This window comes from Rosenbergiella epipactidis, from assembly GCF_018494055.1.
Lineage (GTDB): Bacteria > Pseudomonadota > Gammaproteobacteria > Enterobacterales > Enterobacteriaceae > Rosenbergiella > Rosenbergiella epipactidis.
Map to the genome: position 1 here is coordinate 76,035 of NZ_JABBFQ010000009.1, position 15,066 is coordinate 91,100.

Annotated in this window: 18 protein-coding genes; 7 read left to right on the forward strand and 11 right to left on the reverse strand. The window is 45.3% G+C overall.

Going from position 1 to position 15,066, the window contains the following annotated elements:
* Positions 1-142: 142 nt before the first annotated feature.
* From HGT71_RS13325 to HGT71_RS13345, 5 genes are all read right to left on the reverse strand, one after another.
* Positions 143-1,051 (reverse strand): EamA family transporter, encoded by a 909-nt coding sequence (locus HGT71_RS13325; RefSeq protein ID WP_214218211.1) that lies wholly within the window; start codon positions 1,049-1,051, stop codon positions 143-145.
* Between the two features lie 61 nt (positions 1,052-1,112).
* Positions 1,113-2,090 carry an NAD(P)-dependent oxidoreductase gene (locus HGT71_RS13330; RefSeq protein ID WP_214218212.1) on the reverse strand — a complete coding sequence of 326 codons (978 nt, stop codon included), beginning with the start codon at positions 2,088-2,090 and terminating at the stop codon, positions 1,113-1,115.
* Positions 2,091-2,127: 37 nt separating this feature from the next.
* A complete protein-coding gene (locus HGT71_RS13335) occupies positions 2,128-2,877 on the reverse strand; it encodes a sugar phosphate isomerase/epimerase family protein (protein WP_214218213.1) in 750 nt (249 codons plus the stop codon).
* Between the two features lie 93 nt (positions 2,878-2,970).
* Positions 2,971-4,005 carry a LacI family DNA-binding transcriptional regulator gene (locus tag HGT71_RS13340; RefSeq protein WP_214218214.1) on the reverse strand — a complete coding sequence of 345 codons (1,035 nt, stop codon included), beginning with the start codon at positions 4,003-4,005 and terminating at the stop codon, positions 2,971-2,973.
* Positions 4,006-4,082: 77 nt separating this feature from the next.
* The gene (locus HGT71_RS13345; RefSeq protein ID WP_214218215.1) at positions 4,083-4,658 is read right to left on the reverse strand and encodes a DNA-3-methyladenine glycosylase I; all 576 of its coding nucleotides are present in this window, start codon (positions 4,656-4,658) and stop codon (positions 4,083-4,085) included.
* Between the two features lie 147 nt (positions 4,659-4,805).
* Here HGT71_RS13345 and dnaT point away from each other — a divergent pair, with 147 nt between their 5' ends.
* The 4 genes from dnaT (at position 4,806) to HGT71_RS13365 (ending at position 7,122) form a co-directional block, all read left to right on the forward strand.
* The gene (dnaT, locus tag HGT71_RS13350; RefSeq protein ID WP_214218216.1) at positions 4,806-5,342 is read left to right on the forward strand and encodes a primosomal protein DnaT; all 537 of its coding nucleotides are present in this window, start codon (positions 4,806-4,808) and stop codon (positions 5,340-5,342) included.
* Positions 5,342-6,082 carry a replicative helicase loader DnaC gene (dnaC, locus tag HGT71_RS13355; RefSeq protein ID WP_048911155.1) on the forward strand — a complete coding sequence of 247 codons (741 nt, stop codon included), beginning with the start codon at positions 5,342-5,344 and terminating at the stop codon, positions 6,080-6,082. Before dnaT ends, dnaC begins: the two co-directional genes overlap by 1 nt.
* 26 nt (positions 6,083-6,108) lie before the next feature.
* Positions 6,109-6,339 (forward strand): tautomerase PptA, encoded by a 231-nt coding sequence (pptA, locus tag HGT71_RS13360; RefSeq protein ID WP_214218217.1) that lies wholly within the window; start codon positions 6,109-6,111, stop codon positions 6,337-6,339.
* A gap of 120 nt (positions 6,340-6,459) precedes the next feature.
* A complete protein-coding gene (locus tag HGT71_RS13365) occupies positions 6,460-7,122 on the forward strand; it encodes an epoxyqueuosine reductase QueH (RefSeq protein WP_048911157.1) in 663 nt (220 codons plus the stop codon).
* Between the two features lie 42 nt (positions 7,123-7,164).
* Here the strand turns inward: HGT71_RS13365 and hemB are convergent, their stop codons facing one another.
* From hemB to HGT71_RS13385, 4 genes are all read right to left on the reverse strand, one after another.
* Entirely contained in the window at positions 7,165-8,151 is a 987-nt protein-coding gene (gene hemB, locus HGT71_RS13370) for a porphobilinogen synthase (protein ID WP_214218218.1), read from the reverse strand.
* Between the two features lie 101 nt (positions 8,152-8,252).
* Positions 8,253-9,758, reverse strand: coding sequence for a glycine betaine/L-proline transporter ProP (gene proP / locus HGT71_RS13375; RefSeq protein WP_214218219.1), 1,506 nt, complete (start codon positions 9,756-9,758; stop codon positions 8,253-8,255).
* Positions 9,759-10,050: 292 nt separating this feature from the next.
* On the reverse strand, positions 10,051-10,611 hold the full coding sequence (locus tag HGT71_RS13380) for a DcrB family lipoprotein (protein WP_048913816.1): 561 nt from the start codon (positions 10,609-10,611) through the stop codon (positions 10,051-10,053).
* 92 nt (positions 10,612-10,703) lie between these two features.
* On the reverse strand, positions 10,704-11,375 hold the full coding sequence (locus HGT71_RS13385; RefSeq protein WP_214218220.1) for a 7-cyano-7-deazaguanine/7-aminomethyl-7-deazaguanine transporter: 672 nt from the start codon (positions 11,373-11,375) through the stop codon (positions 10,704-10,706).
* Between the two features lie 208 nt (positions 11,376-11,583).
* On the opposite strand from HGT71_RS13385, the gene tusA reads away from it, so the two are divergent.
* Both tusA and HGT71_RS13395 read left to right on the forward strand, forming a co-directional pair.
* Positions 11,584-11,829: a sulfurtransferase TusA gene (tusA, locus tag HGT71_RS13390; protein ID WP_214218221.1), complete on the forward strand. Its 246-nt coding sequence runs from the start codon at positions 11,584-11,586 to the stop codon at positions 11,827-11,829.
* Positions 11,830-12,224: 395 nt separating this feature from the next.
* Positions 12,225-12,521 carry a DUF5862 family protein gene (locus HGT71_RS13395; protein WP_214218222.1) on the forward strand — a complete coding sequence of 99 codons (297 nt, stop codon included), beginning with the start codon at positions 12,225-12,227 and terminating at the stop codon, positions 12,519-12,521.
* A 44-nt stretch (positions 12,522-12,565) separates the two neighbouring features.
* On the opposite strand, the gene HGT71_RS13400 is transcribed toward HGT71_RS13395, so the two are convergent.
* On the reverse strand, positions 12,566-12,835 hold the full coding sequence (locus HGT71_RS13400; protein WP_214218223.1) for a DUF1145 family protein: 270 nt from the start codon (positions 12,833-12,835) through the stop codon (positions 12,566-12,568).
* 14 nt (positions 12,836-12,849) lie between these two features.
* A complete protein-coding gene (gene rsmD / locus HGT71_RS13405) occupies positions 12,850-13,425 on the reverse strand; it encodes a 16S rRNA (guanine(966)-N(2))-methyltransferase (RefSeq protein WP_214218224.1) in 576 nt (191 codons plus the stop codon).
* A gap of 222 nt (positions 13,426-13,647) precedes the next feature.
* Between rsmD and ftsY the strand changes: the two genes are divergently transcribed.
* On the forward strand, positions 13,648-15,066 hold the full coding sequence (ftsY, locus tag HGT71_RS13410; RefSeq protein WP_214218225.1) for a signal recognition particle-docking protein FtsY: 1,419 nt from the start codon (positions 13,648-13,650) through the stop codon (positions 15,064-15,066).

Here is a 15,066-nt window from a genome sequence, read left to right on the forward strand (position 1 = left end):
ATGTCTTCAGTGTATGACAAATTCTAAAATATTCCTTTCTAATTCCTTTCATTTGAGAAAAAAAGCGTGACCTATAACGGCTAATAATCGATCAATTAGGAATACTGAATTCCTGAGTGAAAAAAGACTATCCACTCTATGGCTAGCGATGACTCAGGCGTAGATAACTGACTATCTTTGGCGCAAAGCTATTCACGATAAGGCCTGCAATAATCAACATAACCGATAAGACTTGCCAGCCAATCAAGGTTTCGCCCAACACTAGGGTGGCGGCAACCATCCCAACAACAGGCACGAGCAGGGTCAAGGGGGCCACAGTAGTAGTGGGGTATTTGCTGAGTAATCCCCCCCAAATCGCATAGGCAACGACCGTACACAGAATCGCCAGATAGAAGATAGTCATTACATTAAATAAGTTAATATTTACGAGGCTATGCCAGAGTGTTTCTTTACCATCAATAAATAGGGCACACAGAAAGAAAGGAAGAATAGGTACAAAAGCACTCCATACGACCAACTTTAACGGCTCGACAGGATAACGCCTTAAAATGACCTTACTCACGATGTTACCAATACCCCAACTTAAGGCTGCCCCTAAAGTTAGTAATAACGTGAATAATGACATCCCTGAAGTTTGATCGGGATGAATACTGCTGTGTGCTAAACAGACCATACCTACTATTGCTATCAGTAACCCAACGATATGGTGAGAGTGAATTTTCTCGCCTAAGCAGAGCGCGCCGAAGAAAAGGGTAAAGAAGGCTTGAGACTGTAATAGTAGTGACGCTAAGCCGGCTGGCATACCAAGATTTAAGGCTAAGAACAGTAGGGCAAATTGTAGGAAACTGATCGTTAGCCCGTAAGCGATGATCAGATGTAGCGGGACTTTCGGTCTAGAAACCAGTAAACAGGCGGGAAATGCAACAAAAGTAAAGCGGAGTCCAGCAAGTAAAAAGGGGGAAAAATTATGCAGGCCTATCTTGATCACAACAAAGTTTATTCCCCAAATAAGAATGACGAGCAAGGCTAACCCAACATCTTTTATCGACATAGTCATCCCCTGAGTAGATGGCTGAAGAGGGGCATCATTACGATGCCCAGTAAACAGGAAATTATGCCTTCAAGGCTTCAGGGTTGATAATATTTTCTGTCAATTTCCCTTGTAGCCCTAAAATCAGGTTTTCAACGCCATCACGCTTCATCGCATAGCGCGTTTCGTGAGTTGCCGAGCCGATATGAGGTAAGGTGACAACATTGGGCAGTTTCGTTAACTCGGAACTGCCTACTAGGGGCTCTTTTTCAAACACATCTAAGCCAGCACCATAAATTTTCTTCGCTTTCAGCGCGGCAATAAGGGCTTCCTCATCGACGACGGGTCCTCTTCCGGCGTTCACTAGAATCGCGCTTTCTTTCATTTGGTCAAATTGCGCATGACTAATCAAATGATGAGTCTCATCAGTCAGTGGCAATACGACACAGACGAAATCAGCTTCAGCGAGAAGTTGCTCAACGCTGGCATACTGGGCGTTAACTTCTTGCTCTGCGTTCTTATGTGGCTTGCGGGCATTGTAAATAATATCCATACCAAAGCCGTGATGTGCGCGCTTCGCCAACGCTAACCCGATACGGCCCATACCGATGATCCCCATCTTCTTATGGTGAACATCAATAGCGAGAGGTAACTTTTCCGGTGCGGCATCCCACCCACCAGTTTTTACCCACTGATCCATCGCAGGGATATTTCTCGCTGCGCAAAGCACAAGTGCCATCATGGCATCGGCGACAGTTTCCGTCAGTGCGCCAGGAGTATTGGTCAGGATAGCCTTATGATGGGTTAAGGCCCCGACATCATAGGAGTCATAACCTGCAGAGACAGTAGAACACACTTTTAATGCTGGCATCTGAGCAAGTAATGCCTCATTGACTTTACCCCCAGACCCGATTAACCCTTCAGCCTTACTGAATGCCTCAGCATGCTGATTGACCGTCTCTTGATCAAGGTTATCCACCTCTACCACCTCAAAGTGGTCCGTGAGTTTATTGACCAAATCATCGGGGAGTGGCATAAATTGGATAATAGTGGGTTTCATTCGAACCTCTCTTAACGATATTTAGAAATAAAGCACTTCATGCAGCACGAAGTAGCCCTACGTAATAGTGGACACGTTCGGCGATATCACCACCTTCCAATGGAAACTCGATCCCTAAAGGTACCCCTTCGGGCATCATGCTGAGGAGTGAACGCCATTCGCCTTGTGAGTGATCTAAACTGATAGCCTGCCAACAGGCATCGGTTTTCACCGCTGCTTTGATATGGCAGTAGGTGACGTACGGTGCAAGCTGCTTAGCCGCATTATTCGGTGACTCGTCGACCCACAACCAATTAGCCATATCGAACGTCATACCTTGTACGGTTGGCAGCGGGTGATGGTGATTGAAATAATCCAACATTGGTTGAATCTTTCCGGTCGCAGTTTGATCATTTTCAATCAGTAATGGAATACGACAGCCAGCAAGCTGCTCTGCCAAATGTTCAATCGCACAACTCCCTGCCCCCGCGCCCAAGGCAAACTTAATCGCTCGTGCGTTAAGTAAGGCGGCTTCGTGCTGAAAGTGTTCGAGCCGTGGATTAATCGTACCCGGTGCGGTAAAAAGCGATTCAGGGACAGAGTAGTAAGAAAAGAGTCCTTGTTCTTCAATCAGTGACTTGAGGTCAATCAGTTCATCGTCGACGGCTGACGACAGAAGCTCTCGGCGTATTTCTACGCCATCAGCACCCGACTGAGCGATGATCGGAATAAAGTAGCGCTGCCCACCCGCTTGATAGACAACGTCGGCACCGAAGGCCGCGGTTACAACAATAATTTTTCGTTCCATCACCACCTCTCAAGACTTACAACGCTACAGAATAAATGGTATCGGTTCCATAGGGGGGAGAGAAAAACATTACAGTGCGCACATTCTTAATATTTATTCTTTGCTGGGTAACGCGTGACTTGATGGGCGAACGATCAGTCTGCCTTCAAAGCGAGTTTCCTGCGCAGGATTTTCTGAATGCTTAAGTCTAGTCAAAATATTCTGAAATGCACTGTAGCCAATCTGATGGGTCGGTTGTTGTAGTGTGGTGATCCCGCAGCCTGCAATCGACGACCAGTTCATTTCGTCGAAGCTCGCGAGGCCAATATCGTTACCCCAGACCAATTTCATGGCATGTAAGACTTTAGTTACCAGTAACATTAGAGCGCCATTTGCAGTAATGATCGCTGAGGATTGTCCCGCGTGACGGGTAACAAATTCAGATATCGTCTTCTGTAATAACTCAGGATTATCTAAGGCAACTTCAGCGTGTTCCGCGGTGAGGTTTTGATGTTGAGAGACAGTATTAAGATATCCCTCTAAACGCTCTTTACGGGTATTAACCTGTGCGATGGGTTCGCTAATAAACAACAATGAACGATAGTGGTTATCGATCAAATGTTCAGTAATATCAACCGACCCTTGGAAATTGTCTAAACCGACGACATCGTAATCATAGTTACTGACTTTTCGGTCAATCAATGTAAGCGGGATTGAGGCATGTTGAATACAGTCGAATGCAGTTTCTTGCATATTGGCGGTATTGACAATAATACCTTCAACTTGATAACTGCTTAGAAGCTGTAAGTAATGTTGCTCAAGATGAGGCTTATTATTGGTATTACACATCAGCAAAGTAAAACCGTTATCGCGACAAGCGGTCTCAACACCACCCATTACCTCGATGGAATAGGGATTGGTAATATCAGCGATCAATAGCCCAATTAATTTGGTACGACCATGTTTCAGGCTTCTCGCCATTTGACTCGGGCTGTAATTCAAGTCGCTAATGGCTTGCTTAATGCGATTTTTTAAATCATCTGAAAGCAATTGATGCTCACCATTAAGGTAGCGCGATACGCTCGTTTTACCAGTTTTAGCCGCTTTAGCAACATCACTGATTGTTGCTCTTGTTGACTTGGTGCTCATCAAATCTCCCAATGCATTATAATTATTTATTAAATATACCAAGGCTTAAGCAATATTGCGCCCTAAATTACGTCTTGTTAGAGGCTATTATTTGTCTCTGAATATTTAAAACAGTTCACTTGATGATCAATAATAAGTCCACAAGCTTGCATATAAGCATGACAAATAACGGGGCCTATAAATTTAAATCCTCTTTTTTTCAATGCCTTATATAAAGTGATTGCCTGCGGGCTACTGACAGGCGCCAAGCGATAATCCTCATACGACTGCACGATTGGCTGGTGCTCAACGCTCTGCCAAATAAGGTCAACGAAATCTTCGCCCGCCGCCTCCATCGCCAATAATGCCTGTGCATTATTAATGATTGAGCGAATTTTTAATTTATTGCGAATCAATTCCGGTGATTGCAGCAGTTTATTCATTGTCTCTGAACTTATCTGAGCCACCTTCTCCGGTTCGAACTGGAAGAACGCCCGCCGATAGGCTTCACGTTTTTTTAACACGGTAATCCATGATAGCCCCGCTTGCTGTCCCTCTAAACAGAGCATTTCAAAAAGACGTTGCCGATCAAAACACGGGACTCCCCATTCGTGATCATGGTAAGCGAGGTAATCAGGGTCATTGGTGACCCAACCACAACGAGTTTTACCCATAGATTACTCCTGTTTATTTATTCATCAGCATGAAAAGCACAGCTTTGCGCGATCACTCGTAGCAAAGTTGATACACTATAGCGGTTAAGCAGCGCTTGTGCTCTGTACGAAGTTGGCATACAAAAATACTGAGGTTCGAGTTATCACATGTCGGTAAAGATTTTATCTTCTTCAATCATAGGATTAGAACAGTTTTGCCAAGCTCCGGCTACGGCTATTGAGCATGCCGATCAGCAAACGGTAGCCGTGTTCGATAATAACCAGCCTATTTTCTATGGCTTATCGCCAGCTCGTCTCCATCAGTTATTAATGGCTGAAGCACAATTACAAAATCAAAATGCTATTGCGCTCGACGCTGACTTTTTTGATGAACCTGCAACAGTGGTTAAGGCCCCTACAGGTAAATTCGCGTTATATTCGGGATGGCAACCTGATAGCGATTTTTTGCGCCAGGCTGCGCTATGGGGTATCGCCCTGCATGAACCGGTTACGGTAGAAGAACTTACCGCGTTTATTGCCTACTGGCAGGCAGAAGGGCGTATTTTCCATCAAGTACAATGGCAACAGAAATTAGCGCGTCATTTACAAGTTAGCCGCGGCGCTCCGCACGTGACATCTAAACGCGATATCACGCAAGTCGCCGAGCCTGATTACCAGATTCCCAGTGGTTTTAGAGGTGAATAATGAAGACACCCGAAAATTTATTTACCAGGCTCAAGAAGTTTATGCCCGATGGTATTACCCCAAAGTTTACTGAGGGTAAAGAGCTTCTTGCTTGGAACCAAGAGCAGGGCCGCCTACGTTCTGAAGCAATCGTACGTGAGAACCGGGCGATGAAAATGCAACGTATTATGGGCCGATCTGGGATTAGAGAACTGCATCTGAACTGTTCATTCGATAATTATCGAGTAGAAAGCGAAGGGCAGCGAAAAGCGTTGCTAGCGGCGCGGGAATATGCCGACCAATTTGGGCAAAGTATCGCAAGCTTTGTCTTTTCCGGTCGCCCAGGGACCGGTAAGAACCATCTTGCGGCAGCAATTGGTAATAGCCTAATCTTACAGGGTAAGAGCGTGTTAATTATGACCGTGGCTGACGTGATGTCGACCATGAAGGGAACATTCAGTGGTGGTAGCTCGATGACCGAGGAGCGCTTACTTCACGACTTGAGCACCGTCGATCTCCTGGTCATCGATGAAATTGGTATGCAAACGGAATCCCGTTACGAGAAGGTTATTATCAATCAAATCGTTGACCGTCGCTCTTCGTCCAAACGCCCCACTGGTATGCTTTCCAATCTAAACCATGAAGGTATGAACGCGTTATTAGGCGAGCGGGTTATGGACCGCATGCGACTGGGTAATAGCTTATGGGTAAGATTTGATTGGGAAAGCTATCGTGATCGCGTGATGGGTAATGAGTACTAATAAAAACAGACCGATTAGGAGAAGATATGCCGCATGTAGACATTAAAAGCTTTCCTCGTGAATTGACCGATGAGGAAAAACAAGCGCTGGCAGACGAGATTACAGATGTCATCGTTAGACGTTTCGCCTCAAAAACAGAATCAGTGAGCGTTTCTCTGCAGCATGTCACACCGGACGCCTGGCGTGAAACGGTCTATGAGCCCGAAATTATGGCCCAAGAAGAATACCTGATTAAGAAACCGGGTTATTCTATGTAAGGATTTAAACGATAGGTTGTTATTTAGAAAATAGCCTATCGCATCACCCGAAGAGGTGATACCTGTCTACGCTTAGCTGACGCGGCGTGTTTTGTTATGAGATTTATTTGGAATATGAGTATGTCTGACTCTTTAGAGCGTAAACCGATACCCTTGCCTGGGGGACATAATAAGGTTCTGCTTCACTCTTGTTGTGCGCCTTGTTCAGGTGAAGTGATGGAGGCAATGTTAGCCTCGGGAATTGAATACACCATTTTTTTCTATAACCCGAATATCCATCCTCTTAAAGAGTACGAGTTACGTAAAGAAGAGAATATTCGTTTCGCAGAGAAATTTGGCATCCCTTTTATTGATGCCGACTATGATCGAGATAACTGGTTCGAACGAGCAAAAGGCATGGAGTGGGAACCTGAGCGCGGTGAACGTTGTACGATGTGTTTCGATATGCGTTTTGAGCGTACGGCTCTCTATGCACACGAAAATGGTTTTCCGGTGATCACCTCGTGTTTAGGTATCTCTCGCTGGAAAAACATGGAACAAATCAATGACTGCGGCGTAAGAGCGGCTTCGAAGTACCCCGATATGATGTATTGGGAGTTTAACTGGCGCAAAGGCGGCGGTTCTAAGCGGATGATCGATATCAGTAAACGCGAGCGCTTTTACCAGCAAGAGTATTGCGGATGCATCTATTCCCTGCGCGATACTAACCGTCACCGTGTGGCGACCGGTCGCGAGCGTATCCAGATTGGTGTGCAGTATTACGAAGCAGACAGTAAAGAGTAATACGGCCCCGAAAACCGCCCTCAACGGGCGGTTTAGAGATCATTAGGCGGTCAGGATCTTCTGCTCAGCAAGATCTAAAGCAAAGTAAGAGAGGATGGTATCCGCACCGGCTCGCTTAATTGCCCCTAGGCTCTCCAACACGACATTTGTTTCATCAATCGCACCCGCTTGAGCGGCGAATTTAATCATCGCGTATTCACCACTCACTTGATAGGCAGCCAGTGGCAGGTCGCTACGCTCGCGGATATCGCGAATAATATCCAGATAGGCACCTGCAGGCTTAACCATCAGCACATCAGCTCCTTCGGCTTCATCAAGCAATGACTCACGGATGGCCTCACGGCGGTTCATCGGGTTCATTTGATAAGTTTTGCGGTCGCCTTTTAAGGCCGTTCCTGCTGCTTCGCGGAAAGGACCATAAAACGCTGAGGCAAATTTCGTGGAATAAGCCATGATTGGCGTGTTATGGAATCCAGCGTGATCCAGAGCCTGACGAATGGCTTTAACCTGACCATCCATTGCGGCGGAAGGCGCGATAAAATCAGCACCAGCCCGTGCGGCGGCAACCGCCTGCTTACCTAGATTCACTAAGGTTTGGTCGTTATGGACTTCGCCATTAGCGCATAAAATCCCGCAGTGTCCGTGTGAGGTATATTCGCAGAAGCATGTGTCAGACATCACAATCATCTCCGGTACTGTCTCTTTACAGATACGAGACATTCTTGAGACGAGTCCATTCTCCGCCCAGGCATCACTACCGGTCTCATCAAGATGATGAGAAATTCCGAATGTCATCACCGACCGAATCCCCGCTTTGGCAATACGTTCAATTTCGAACGCAAGACGTTTTTCAGGAATACGCATCACGCCAGGCATAGCATTTATGGGTTGATAGTCCTCTGCGCCTTCCTCGACAAAAATAGGAAGGATTAGGTCATTCAGGCTTAGTGATTGTTCTTTGAAGAGTTCACGCATCGATGCAGTTTTGCGGAGCCTTCTTGGGCGATTGGGGAGAATAAATTCAGACATGGACACTCTCGTACAGATTGTGGAAAGTAAAAGCTTACGCCTTTAAGGAGGGGAGGACATAGCTTTGTGTGCCAAAAAGCCCCCTTTCGGGGGCTTATCACTTACTCTTTAATATCTGGATGTTGATCAACCAAACGACTACGCTTTTGCTCCAGTCTTTGGATCTCTTCATCAATATCGTCAATTTTTTGACCGATATTATCGTGGTGCTCTTGTAAAATTTCACGTGCTTCATCTAAATCAGATGCCGCAGGGGTTGCGCCAATCAGCGGTTTATTAGCGGTCTCTTTCATGAAGATACCCGTGATAAGACCGATAATTGCAACGACCATCAGATAATAAGCAGGCATGAACAGATTGTTCGAGGCTTCAACCAGCCATGCGATGATGGTCGGTGTTAGACCAGCGATCAGAATGGAAATGTTAAATGCGCTGGCTAATGCGCTATAACGGATATTCGTCGGGAACATCGCCGGTAAGGATGATGCCATGACCCCAGTGAAACAGTTTAACACTACGGCCAAAATCAGTAGCCCAGCAAAAATCAAACCGAGTACATTACTGGTGATTAACATAAAGGCTGGAATTGCTGTGAAGAACAGAGCAATACTGCCGACGATGACAAATGGACGGCGTCCGAACCGGTCACTGAGCATTCCCATGACGGGTTGGATAAACAGCATACCAATCATAATCGCGATAATAATCAACACACCGTGATCTTCTGAGTAATGAAGATTGTGTGAAAGATAGCTCGGCATGTAAGTCAGTAACATGTAGTAGGTGACGTTAGTCGCGATGACTAGACCGATACACGCTAGCAGGCTTTTCCAGTGTTTTGTCGCAATGTCTTTGAAAGAGACTTTTGGACCGTTCTGAAGTCCTTCGCGGTCGCCTTGTTCTAACTTATCGACGTGTTGTTGGAAGGCAGGAGTTTCTTCTAAAGCGTGACGAAGGTAAAGTCCGACAATCCCTAACGGTAATGCTAAGAAGAACGGTAGACGCCAGCCCCATTCCATAAAGCGTGCTTCACCGATAACGGTAGAAATAAGAACAACTACCCCTGCACCCAGCACGAAGCCAACAATTGAGCCGAAATCTAACCAGCTACCCATAAAACCGCGTTTACGGTCAGGGGAGTATTCCGCAACGAAGATTGAGGCTCCAGTATATTCGCCCCCAACGGAGAATCCTTGCGCCATTTTGGCAATCAGCAGCAGGATTGGCGCCCAGATACCGATAGAAGCATAGGAAGGGATGAGTCCGATACAGAAGGTACTGATCGACATAATCACAATGGTGACAGAGAGTATTTTTTGGCGGCCGTATTTATCGCCGAGCATACCAAAAAAGAGTCCACCCAGAGGACGAATTAAGAAGGGAACGGAGAAGGTTGCCAACGCAGCAATCATCTGAATGCCAGGCGTAGCGGAAGGGAAAAAGATTTTACCCAACGCATAGGCGACAAAACCGTAAACCCCGAAGTCGAACCACTCCATTGCATTTCCTAATGAAGCAGCAGTGATTGCTTTACGTAAACGAGCATCGTCTATGATAGTAACGTCATCAATTCCGATGGGTTTAATACGCTTCCTACGTAATTTCATAAATTTACCTATAATGTGACGGAAATTTGCTAAGCAGTCGTTCAAAAGCACGTGTAGCTTGGTAACAAAATTATATGAGATTTTTTAAATTTTGAACCAAAGTCTCTTCAATAATTATCAGCGTAATTATACCAATAAGCGGCTAAGTATACTGTATATCTGTGCGTGAAGTCACATTCAGAACGTTTTTTGACCAAGGCCTAGCGGTTGACGGATACGAAATTTCGTCAAGAGAGAAGTAAGAAAAGTATGAATAGATGGGCCGTTACAAGAAATAACGGCCTGAATAGACTTAATGAATAACGATGGACTGAACGATCTCTGAGGCAATACTTTGCGATTGAGATTGGTTATCGGCAGGCAGAGAAATCTGTAGGGTAACAAGCTGATTATTCAGTTTAGCAAGAACGACCGTCGACCAATTGCTGTGGTTATTAGTAGAAACGACACTGTCTAACTGTTGACCAGGTGTATGGCCTAAAGTGATAGATTTATCCGCAACGACTTGCAGTTGAGGATCGCGATTCCGCTGTTGGTCTTGAAGTTTCTGAGAAAGTTGTGGCAGGGTTAGCGCGGTTTCATCGCCGATGATCACGATTACCGCTTGCTGACCATTATTGTTCGCATAGACATGCATATTGTTCGACTCGGTTCCAAGTTTACCGGTCTGATCACTCATTCCTTGTGGCAGGCTAAAGGTCAGTTTGCCGTCGAGTAACGAGATATTCTGATGCTGACTTTGCGAGGCACTTTGGTCGTGGTGTTGTGCTTGGGGATCATCTTTCTTTTGATCGCAGGCAGCAAGACCAAGTACGACTAAAAAGATACCCATGTAGTGTGTAATGTGTCGCATAGTAATCCCTTCCTTACAATTTATGTCGTTATCAAAGCTGAAATAGTACGGTATTGCAAACAGTATTGTGTTGCACATTTCGTCTTAACGTTTTATCCCTTATTCGTGTCTAAAGAGTAAAAGCGTGTATCGCCAAGCAGGCGCTTAATAATGGTATTTAACAGTAGACCATAAATTGGAATAAAAAAGATAAGACAGATCAAAACCTTATAACTATAGTCAACCAGCGCAATTTCTTGCCAGTGAGCCGCCATAAAGGGGTCGCTGCTGTGTAGGAATGCAATCGAAAAAAAGGCGAATGTATCGCTAAGGTTGCCAAAAAACATCGCGGCAACTGGGGCTAGCCACCATTGTTTTGCCATCCTTAAGCGATTAAAAACAGTAATGTCTAATAGCTGGCCCAGTACGTAGGCAACGAAACTTGCTAACGCAATTCGAATCACGACAGTATTTAGGCCTATCATTGCCTGCCAACCTTGCCACGAGGCCTGGTAGAAGAGGCTGGAAATAATAAATGAAAGCAGTAATGCAGGAAGCATTGCCGCGAGAATAATTTTCCGCGCCAATTGAGCGCCAAATATGCGTACTGTGAGGTCAGTGGCAAGGAAGATGAAAGGAAAGCTAAATGCCCCCCATGTCGTGGTAAAGCCAAATACACTCACCGGAAGCTGAACCAAGTAATTGCTGGAGGTGATGATGATAAGGTGAAAAATAGCCAAGGGTAATAACAGCTTTTTACGCTGTTTTTCGCTAAAACAGTTCATTTGTAGCCTTTTTAGTGGAATGGGGTGAGGGAACCCATTTGGTTAAAAATAGTACGGACTCAGACGAGATGGGCTGCATCTTACTAATCTACGGCGATTATGCAAGCAACTATTGCTAATGACTGTGCTAGGCGGCTCGTGCGGTAGAAATTGTCTGTAACGTCGAGGCGGAGTACACTGCGATGTTTTTATCCCCAAGAGACGTGTTATGAATAACCAAGCCGAAAATTATGATCAATTATTGGACACCTGTGGTTTACGATGCCCAGAGCCGGTGATGCTGGTGAGAAAAATGGTCCGTAGTATGCAAGATGGCCAAATCGTTAAAATAATTGCCGATGATCCCGCAACAAAGCGTGATATCCCAGGTTTTTGCGAATTTATGGAACATACGTTACTAACTGCGCAATCGACGGAGATGCCTTACGTTTTTTTCGTTAAAAAGGGGGCTTAACTTGGTCCCCACGGCCAGCAATGTTGTCGTTGAGTTGGCCTATCTTACCCCCTTCACAGCCCATGTTTTACGCGTAGTCAGTTAATGTGATACCCCGTAAAAAATCACGTTTTTTGTTAACTAGTCTCTCTTTCAACATCCTTCTTTAATACGTTGTACGTCTGAGCGCTAATCTAGGATATGTTCTAAATTATATTATTAACAATGTAATATATCTATTTAACGTAATAATAAGCACGAAACATTAATTTATTATTGAATAAATAAGATTCTAATATATTGAATTGTCATATTTTCAATATAAAGTTGACACAGCAACGAGAGACCCGTTGTTTATTAATTCATAGATTAAATAAATTTATAAAGTTCATTTACTATTATTAAGGATTCAATATATGAAAGAAATTTCACTAATAGAGATGACTAAAATCTCTGGAGCGGGTGGCCTGATTGACGGTGATTTTAACGGTGCCTTTTGGGGAGCTTTATTGGGTGCTATTGATGGTTTTGGTACCGGTGCAGCAGTCGGTGGCAAATATGGTGGTGCTGGTGGTTGGTTAATAGGCGGAATTGCCCAGTTAGTCGGGCTGACGGCCTCTGCGGTCGGAGCAGGTATTGGCGGTTATCTTTATGGCGGCATTCTGGGCTATGATAAAGCGAAGCCTTATATTGCTTCTTACCGTGAAATGTAATTAAAAGAAGAACTAAAAGAGAGTAGAACTCTCTTTTAGTTTTTTTACTTTTTGGGGAAATGTTTTTTTTGCCAAGAAAGTAATTCGAAGACACCGAAAATAAATAATTTAATCTCTTCTTTTCTCGTCATCTTTGGCCCAGTGCTGCTTTGCGTCGCTTTTAATAAAACGACTTGTAAGCCGTGCATGACCACCATAAATATCAATGCGACATCGATAAAATATTTCAACGGTTTCGTGGCAGGATGCACGAGATTAAGTAATAGCACTACCCAGATGAATACCATTACTACTCGGCCAAAGTTTATCAACATTACCTATTCCCTCATCATTGACGATGGTAAAGACGATAGCATACCTGCCCTGCAACTTTTTCTCTATGCAGTACCCAATTTGCAGGCACTGTCGGCATACCTTGTTCGACTTCGTTTTCAGTATAAATCACGGCATCTTCCGCTAGCCATTGATGTACTTCGAGCAGCTGTATTGTCTGCTCCAGTAGCCCACGGCGGAACGGCGGATCGATAAAGACGATATTAAATGGCGTATCGGGTCGAGATTGAGCGAGAAACTGTAAGGTATCCGCACGTTGTAGGGTCAGCTGCGGGGCATTCAACACGTCGAGGTTCTTCTGCAGCTGTCGAGCGACATGCGCCTCTTTTTCAATGAGCGTGACTTGCGCCGCATAGCGAGAGGCTGCCTCAATACCGAGTGCGCCGCTACCTGCATAGCAGTCTAAACACTTTGCTTGGGGTAGCCAAGGCGCTAGCCAGTTAAAAAGGGTTTCCCGCACACGGTCAGTTGTGGGTCTCAGCCCTTCGCTATCGAGGACTGATAATTTACGGCCGCGCCACTGGCCCCCGATGATCCGTATCTGACCGATTTTTCCTGCCGATTTGCTCATAGTTTATACTTACGATGATTTATTACTGAATTTTACTGCGGTCAGCCCTGTAAACGCCGAAACGAAACTGTGATGCAGTATGGGTTAAATGGTAGAATAAATGATTATCTCATTAGTGTCGCAGTATGACAGTAGTTAATTACTGACAGATACAAATAATTTTGGTGGCTATTGTTCCAGCGGATTGTTCTGGACGGCCTTAGCAAGGAGTATTGTCTAACAATGGCAAAAGAAAAAAAACGTGGCTTTTTTTCCTGGTTAGGTTTCGGCAAAGACGATGAAAAACAGCCTGCTAAGGACGAGGCTCAGTCGCTAGAGTCAGAAAATAGCAGCAAGACTAATGAAAGTCTTCAGGGCGAAGCTCAACAAGAAAATAGTGCGCCGTCAGCACTGGAGCAGGAGTATTCCGCTCAGCAAGCTGAAATCTCGACGACTGAAGCAGACACCGAGCATAGCGATGAACAACCGGTTGTTGACAACTTAGTGGTGGAGGCGTCGCCTCTTCCTAAAGAGCCAGAGCCAGAGCCAGAGCCAGAGCCAGAGCCAGAGCCAGAGCCAGAGCCAGAGATCACTGCTAATGTCGCAGAACCTCTCCAAGATATTGAAGAAATTGATAATAATGACGTATTGGGTACCGCCGACGCGCAGCCTCAGAATAGTCTGGAAGATGTGACCGAATTAGCACCAATCGTGCCGACCAAAGAACAAGAACGGCCGTCAAAAGAGGGTTTTTTCGCCCGTCTTAAGCGCAGTTTGGTCAAGACTCGGCAGAACTTAGGGAGCGGCTTCGTAGGGCTATTCCGTGGTAAAAAAATTGACGACGAGCTATTCGAAGAGCTTGAAGAACAATTACTTATCGCTGATGTGGGGATGGATACCACCCAAAAAATTATTCGCTCTTTAACGACCCAAGCGAACCGTAAGCAGCTTAAAGATGCTGAAGCGCTGTATGGCATTCTCAAAGAAGAAATGGCTGCAATCTTGCATAAAGTTGAACAACCATTGTCTGTTGAAGGGAAAAATCCATTTGTTATTCTAATGGTTGGTGTCAATGGCGTCGGTAAGACCACTACCATTGGGAAGCTGGCTAAACAATATCAATCCGAGGGTAAGTCGGTCATGTTAGCGGCGGGAGATACCTTCCGAGCGGCAGCCGTCGAGCAGCTACAAGTCTGGGGCGAGCGTAATAATATTCCTGTTATTGCTCAACATACTGGCGCTGACTCTGCTTCGGTAATATTTGATGCCATTCAAGCGGCAAAATCTCGTGGCGTAGATATACTGATTGCTGACACCGCTGGACGTTTGCAAAATAAATCGCACTTAATGGAAGAGCTTAAGAAGATCACCCGTGTGATGGGCCGTTTAGATGAAGATGCGCCGCATGAGGTGATGCTGACGCTCGATGCCAGTACTGGGCAGAATGCCATTAGCCAAGCTAAATTATTTAATGAAGCTGTGGGACTCACCGGGATAAGTTTAACGAAACTCGATGGTACGGCGAAAGGCGGCGTGATTTTCAGTATTGCTGACCAATTTGGTATTCCCATTCGCTACATTGGTGTAGGCGAAGGAATTGATGACTTACGGCCATTCCAGGCTGAAGATTTTATAGAGGCGCTATTCGCCCGAGAGGAATAA

Coding starts and splice junctions, on each gene's coding strand:
- HGT71_RS13325 (WP_214218211.1), bottom strand. CDS start 1,051: ATGTCGATAAAAGATGTTGGGTTAGCCTTGCTCGTCATTCTTATTTGG.
- HGT71_RS13330 (WP_214218212.1), bottom strand. CDS start 2,090: ATGAAACCCACTATTATCCAATTTATGCCACTCCCCGATGATTTGGTC.
- HGT71_RS13335 (WP_214218213.1), bottom strand. CDS start 2,877: ATGGAACGAAAAATTATTGTTGTAACCGCGGCCTTCGGTGCCGACGTT.
- HGT71_RS13340 (WP_214218214.1), bottom strand. CDS start 4,005: ATGAGCACCAAGTCAACAAGAGCAACAATCAGTGATGTTGCTAAAGCG.
- HGT71_RS13345 (WP_214218215.1), bottom strand. CDS start 4,658: ATGGGTAAAACTCGTTGTGGTTGGGTCACCAATGACCCTGATTACCTC.
- dnaT (WP_214218216.1), top strand. CDS start 4,806: ATGTCGGTAAAGATTTTATCTTCTTCAATCATAGGATTAGAACAGTTT.
- dnaC (WP_048911155.1), top strand. CDS start 5,342: ATGAAGACACCCGAAAATTTATTTACCAGGCTCAAGAAGTTTATGCCC.
- pptA (WP_214218217.1), top strand. CDS start 6,109: ATGCCGCATGTAGACATTAAAAGCTTTCCTCGTGAATTGACCGATGAG.
- HGT71_RS13365 (WP_048911157.1), top strand. CDS start 6,460: ATGTCTGACTCTTTAGAGCGTAAACCGATACCCTTGCCTGGGGGACAT.
- hemB (WP_214218218.1), bottom strand. CDS start 8,151: ATGTCTGAATTTATTCTCCCCAATCGCCCAAGAAGGCTCCGCAAAACT.
- proP (WP_214218219.1), bottom strand. CDS start 9,758: ATGAAATTACGTAGGAAGCGTATTAAACCCATCGGAATTGATGACGTT.
- HGT71_RS13380 (WP_048913816.1), bottom strand. CDS start 10,611: ATGCGACACATTACACACTACATGGGTATCTTTTTAGTCGTACTTGGT.
- HGT71_RS13385 (WP_214218220.1), bottom strand. CDS start 11,375: ATGAACTGTTTTAGCGAAAAACAGCGTAAAAAGCTGTTATTACCCTTG.
- tusA (WP_214218221.1), top strand. CDS start 11,584: ATGAATAACCAAGCCGAAAATTATGATCAATTATTGGACACCTGTGGT.
- HGT71_RS13395 (WP_214218222.1), top strand. CDS start 12,225: ATGAAAGAAATTTCACTAATAGAGATGACTAAAATCTCTGGAGCGGGT.
- HGT71_RS13400 (WP_214218223.1), bottom strand. CDS start 12,835: ATGTTGATAAACTTTGGCCGAGTAGTAATGGTATTCATCTGGGTAGTG.
- rsmD (WP_214218224.1), bottom strand. CDS start 13,425: ATGAGCAAATCGGCAGGAAAAATCGGTCAGATACGGATCATCGGGGGC.
- ftsY (WP_214218225.1), top strand. CDS start 13,648: ATGGCAAAAGAAAAAAAACGTGGCTTTTTTTCCTGGTTAGGTTTCGGC.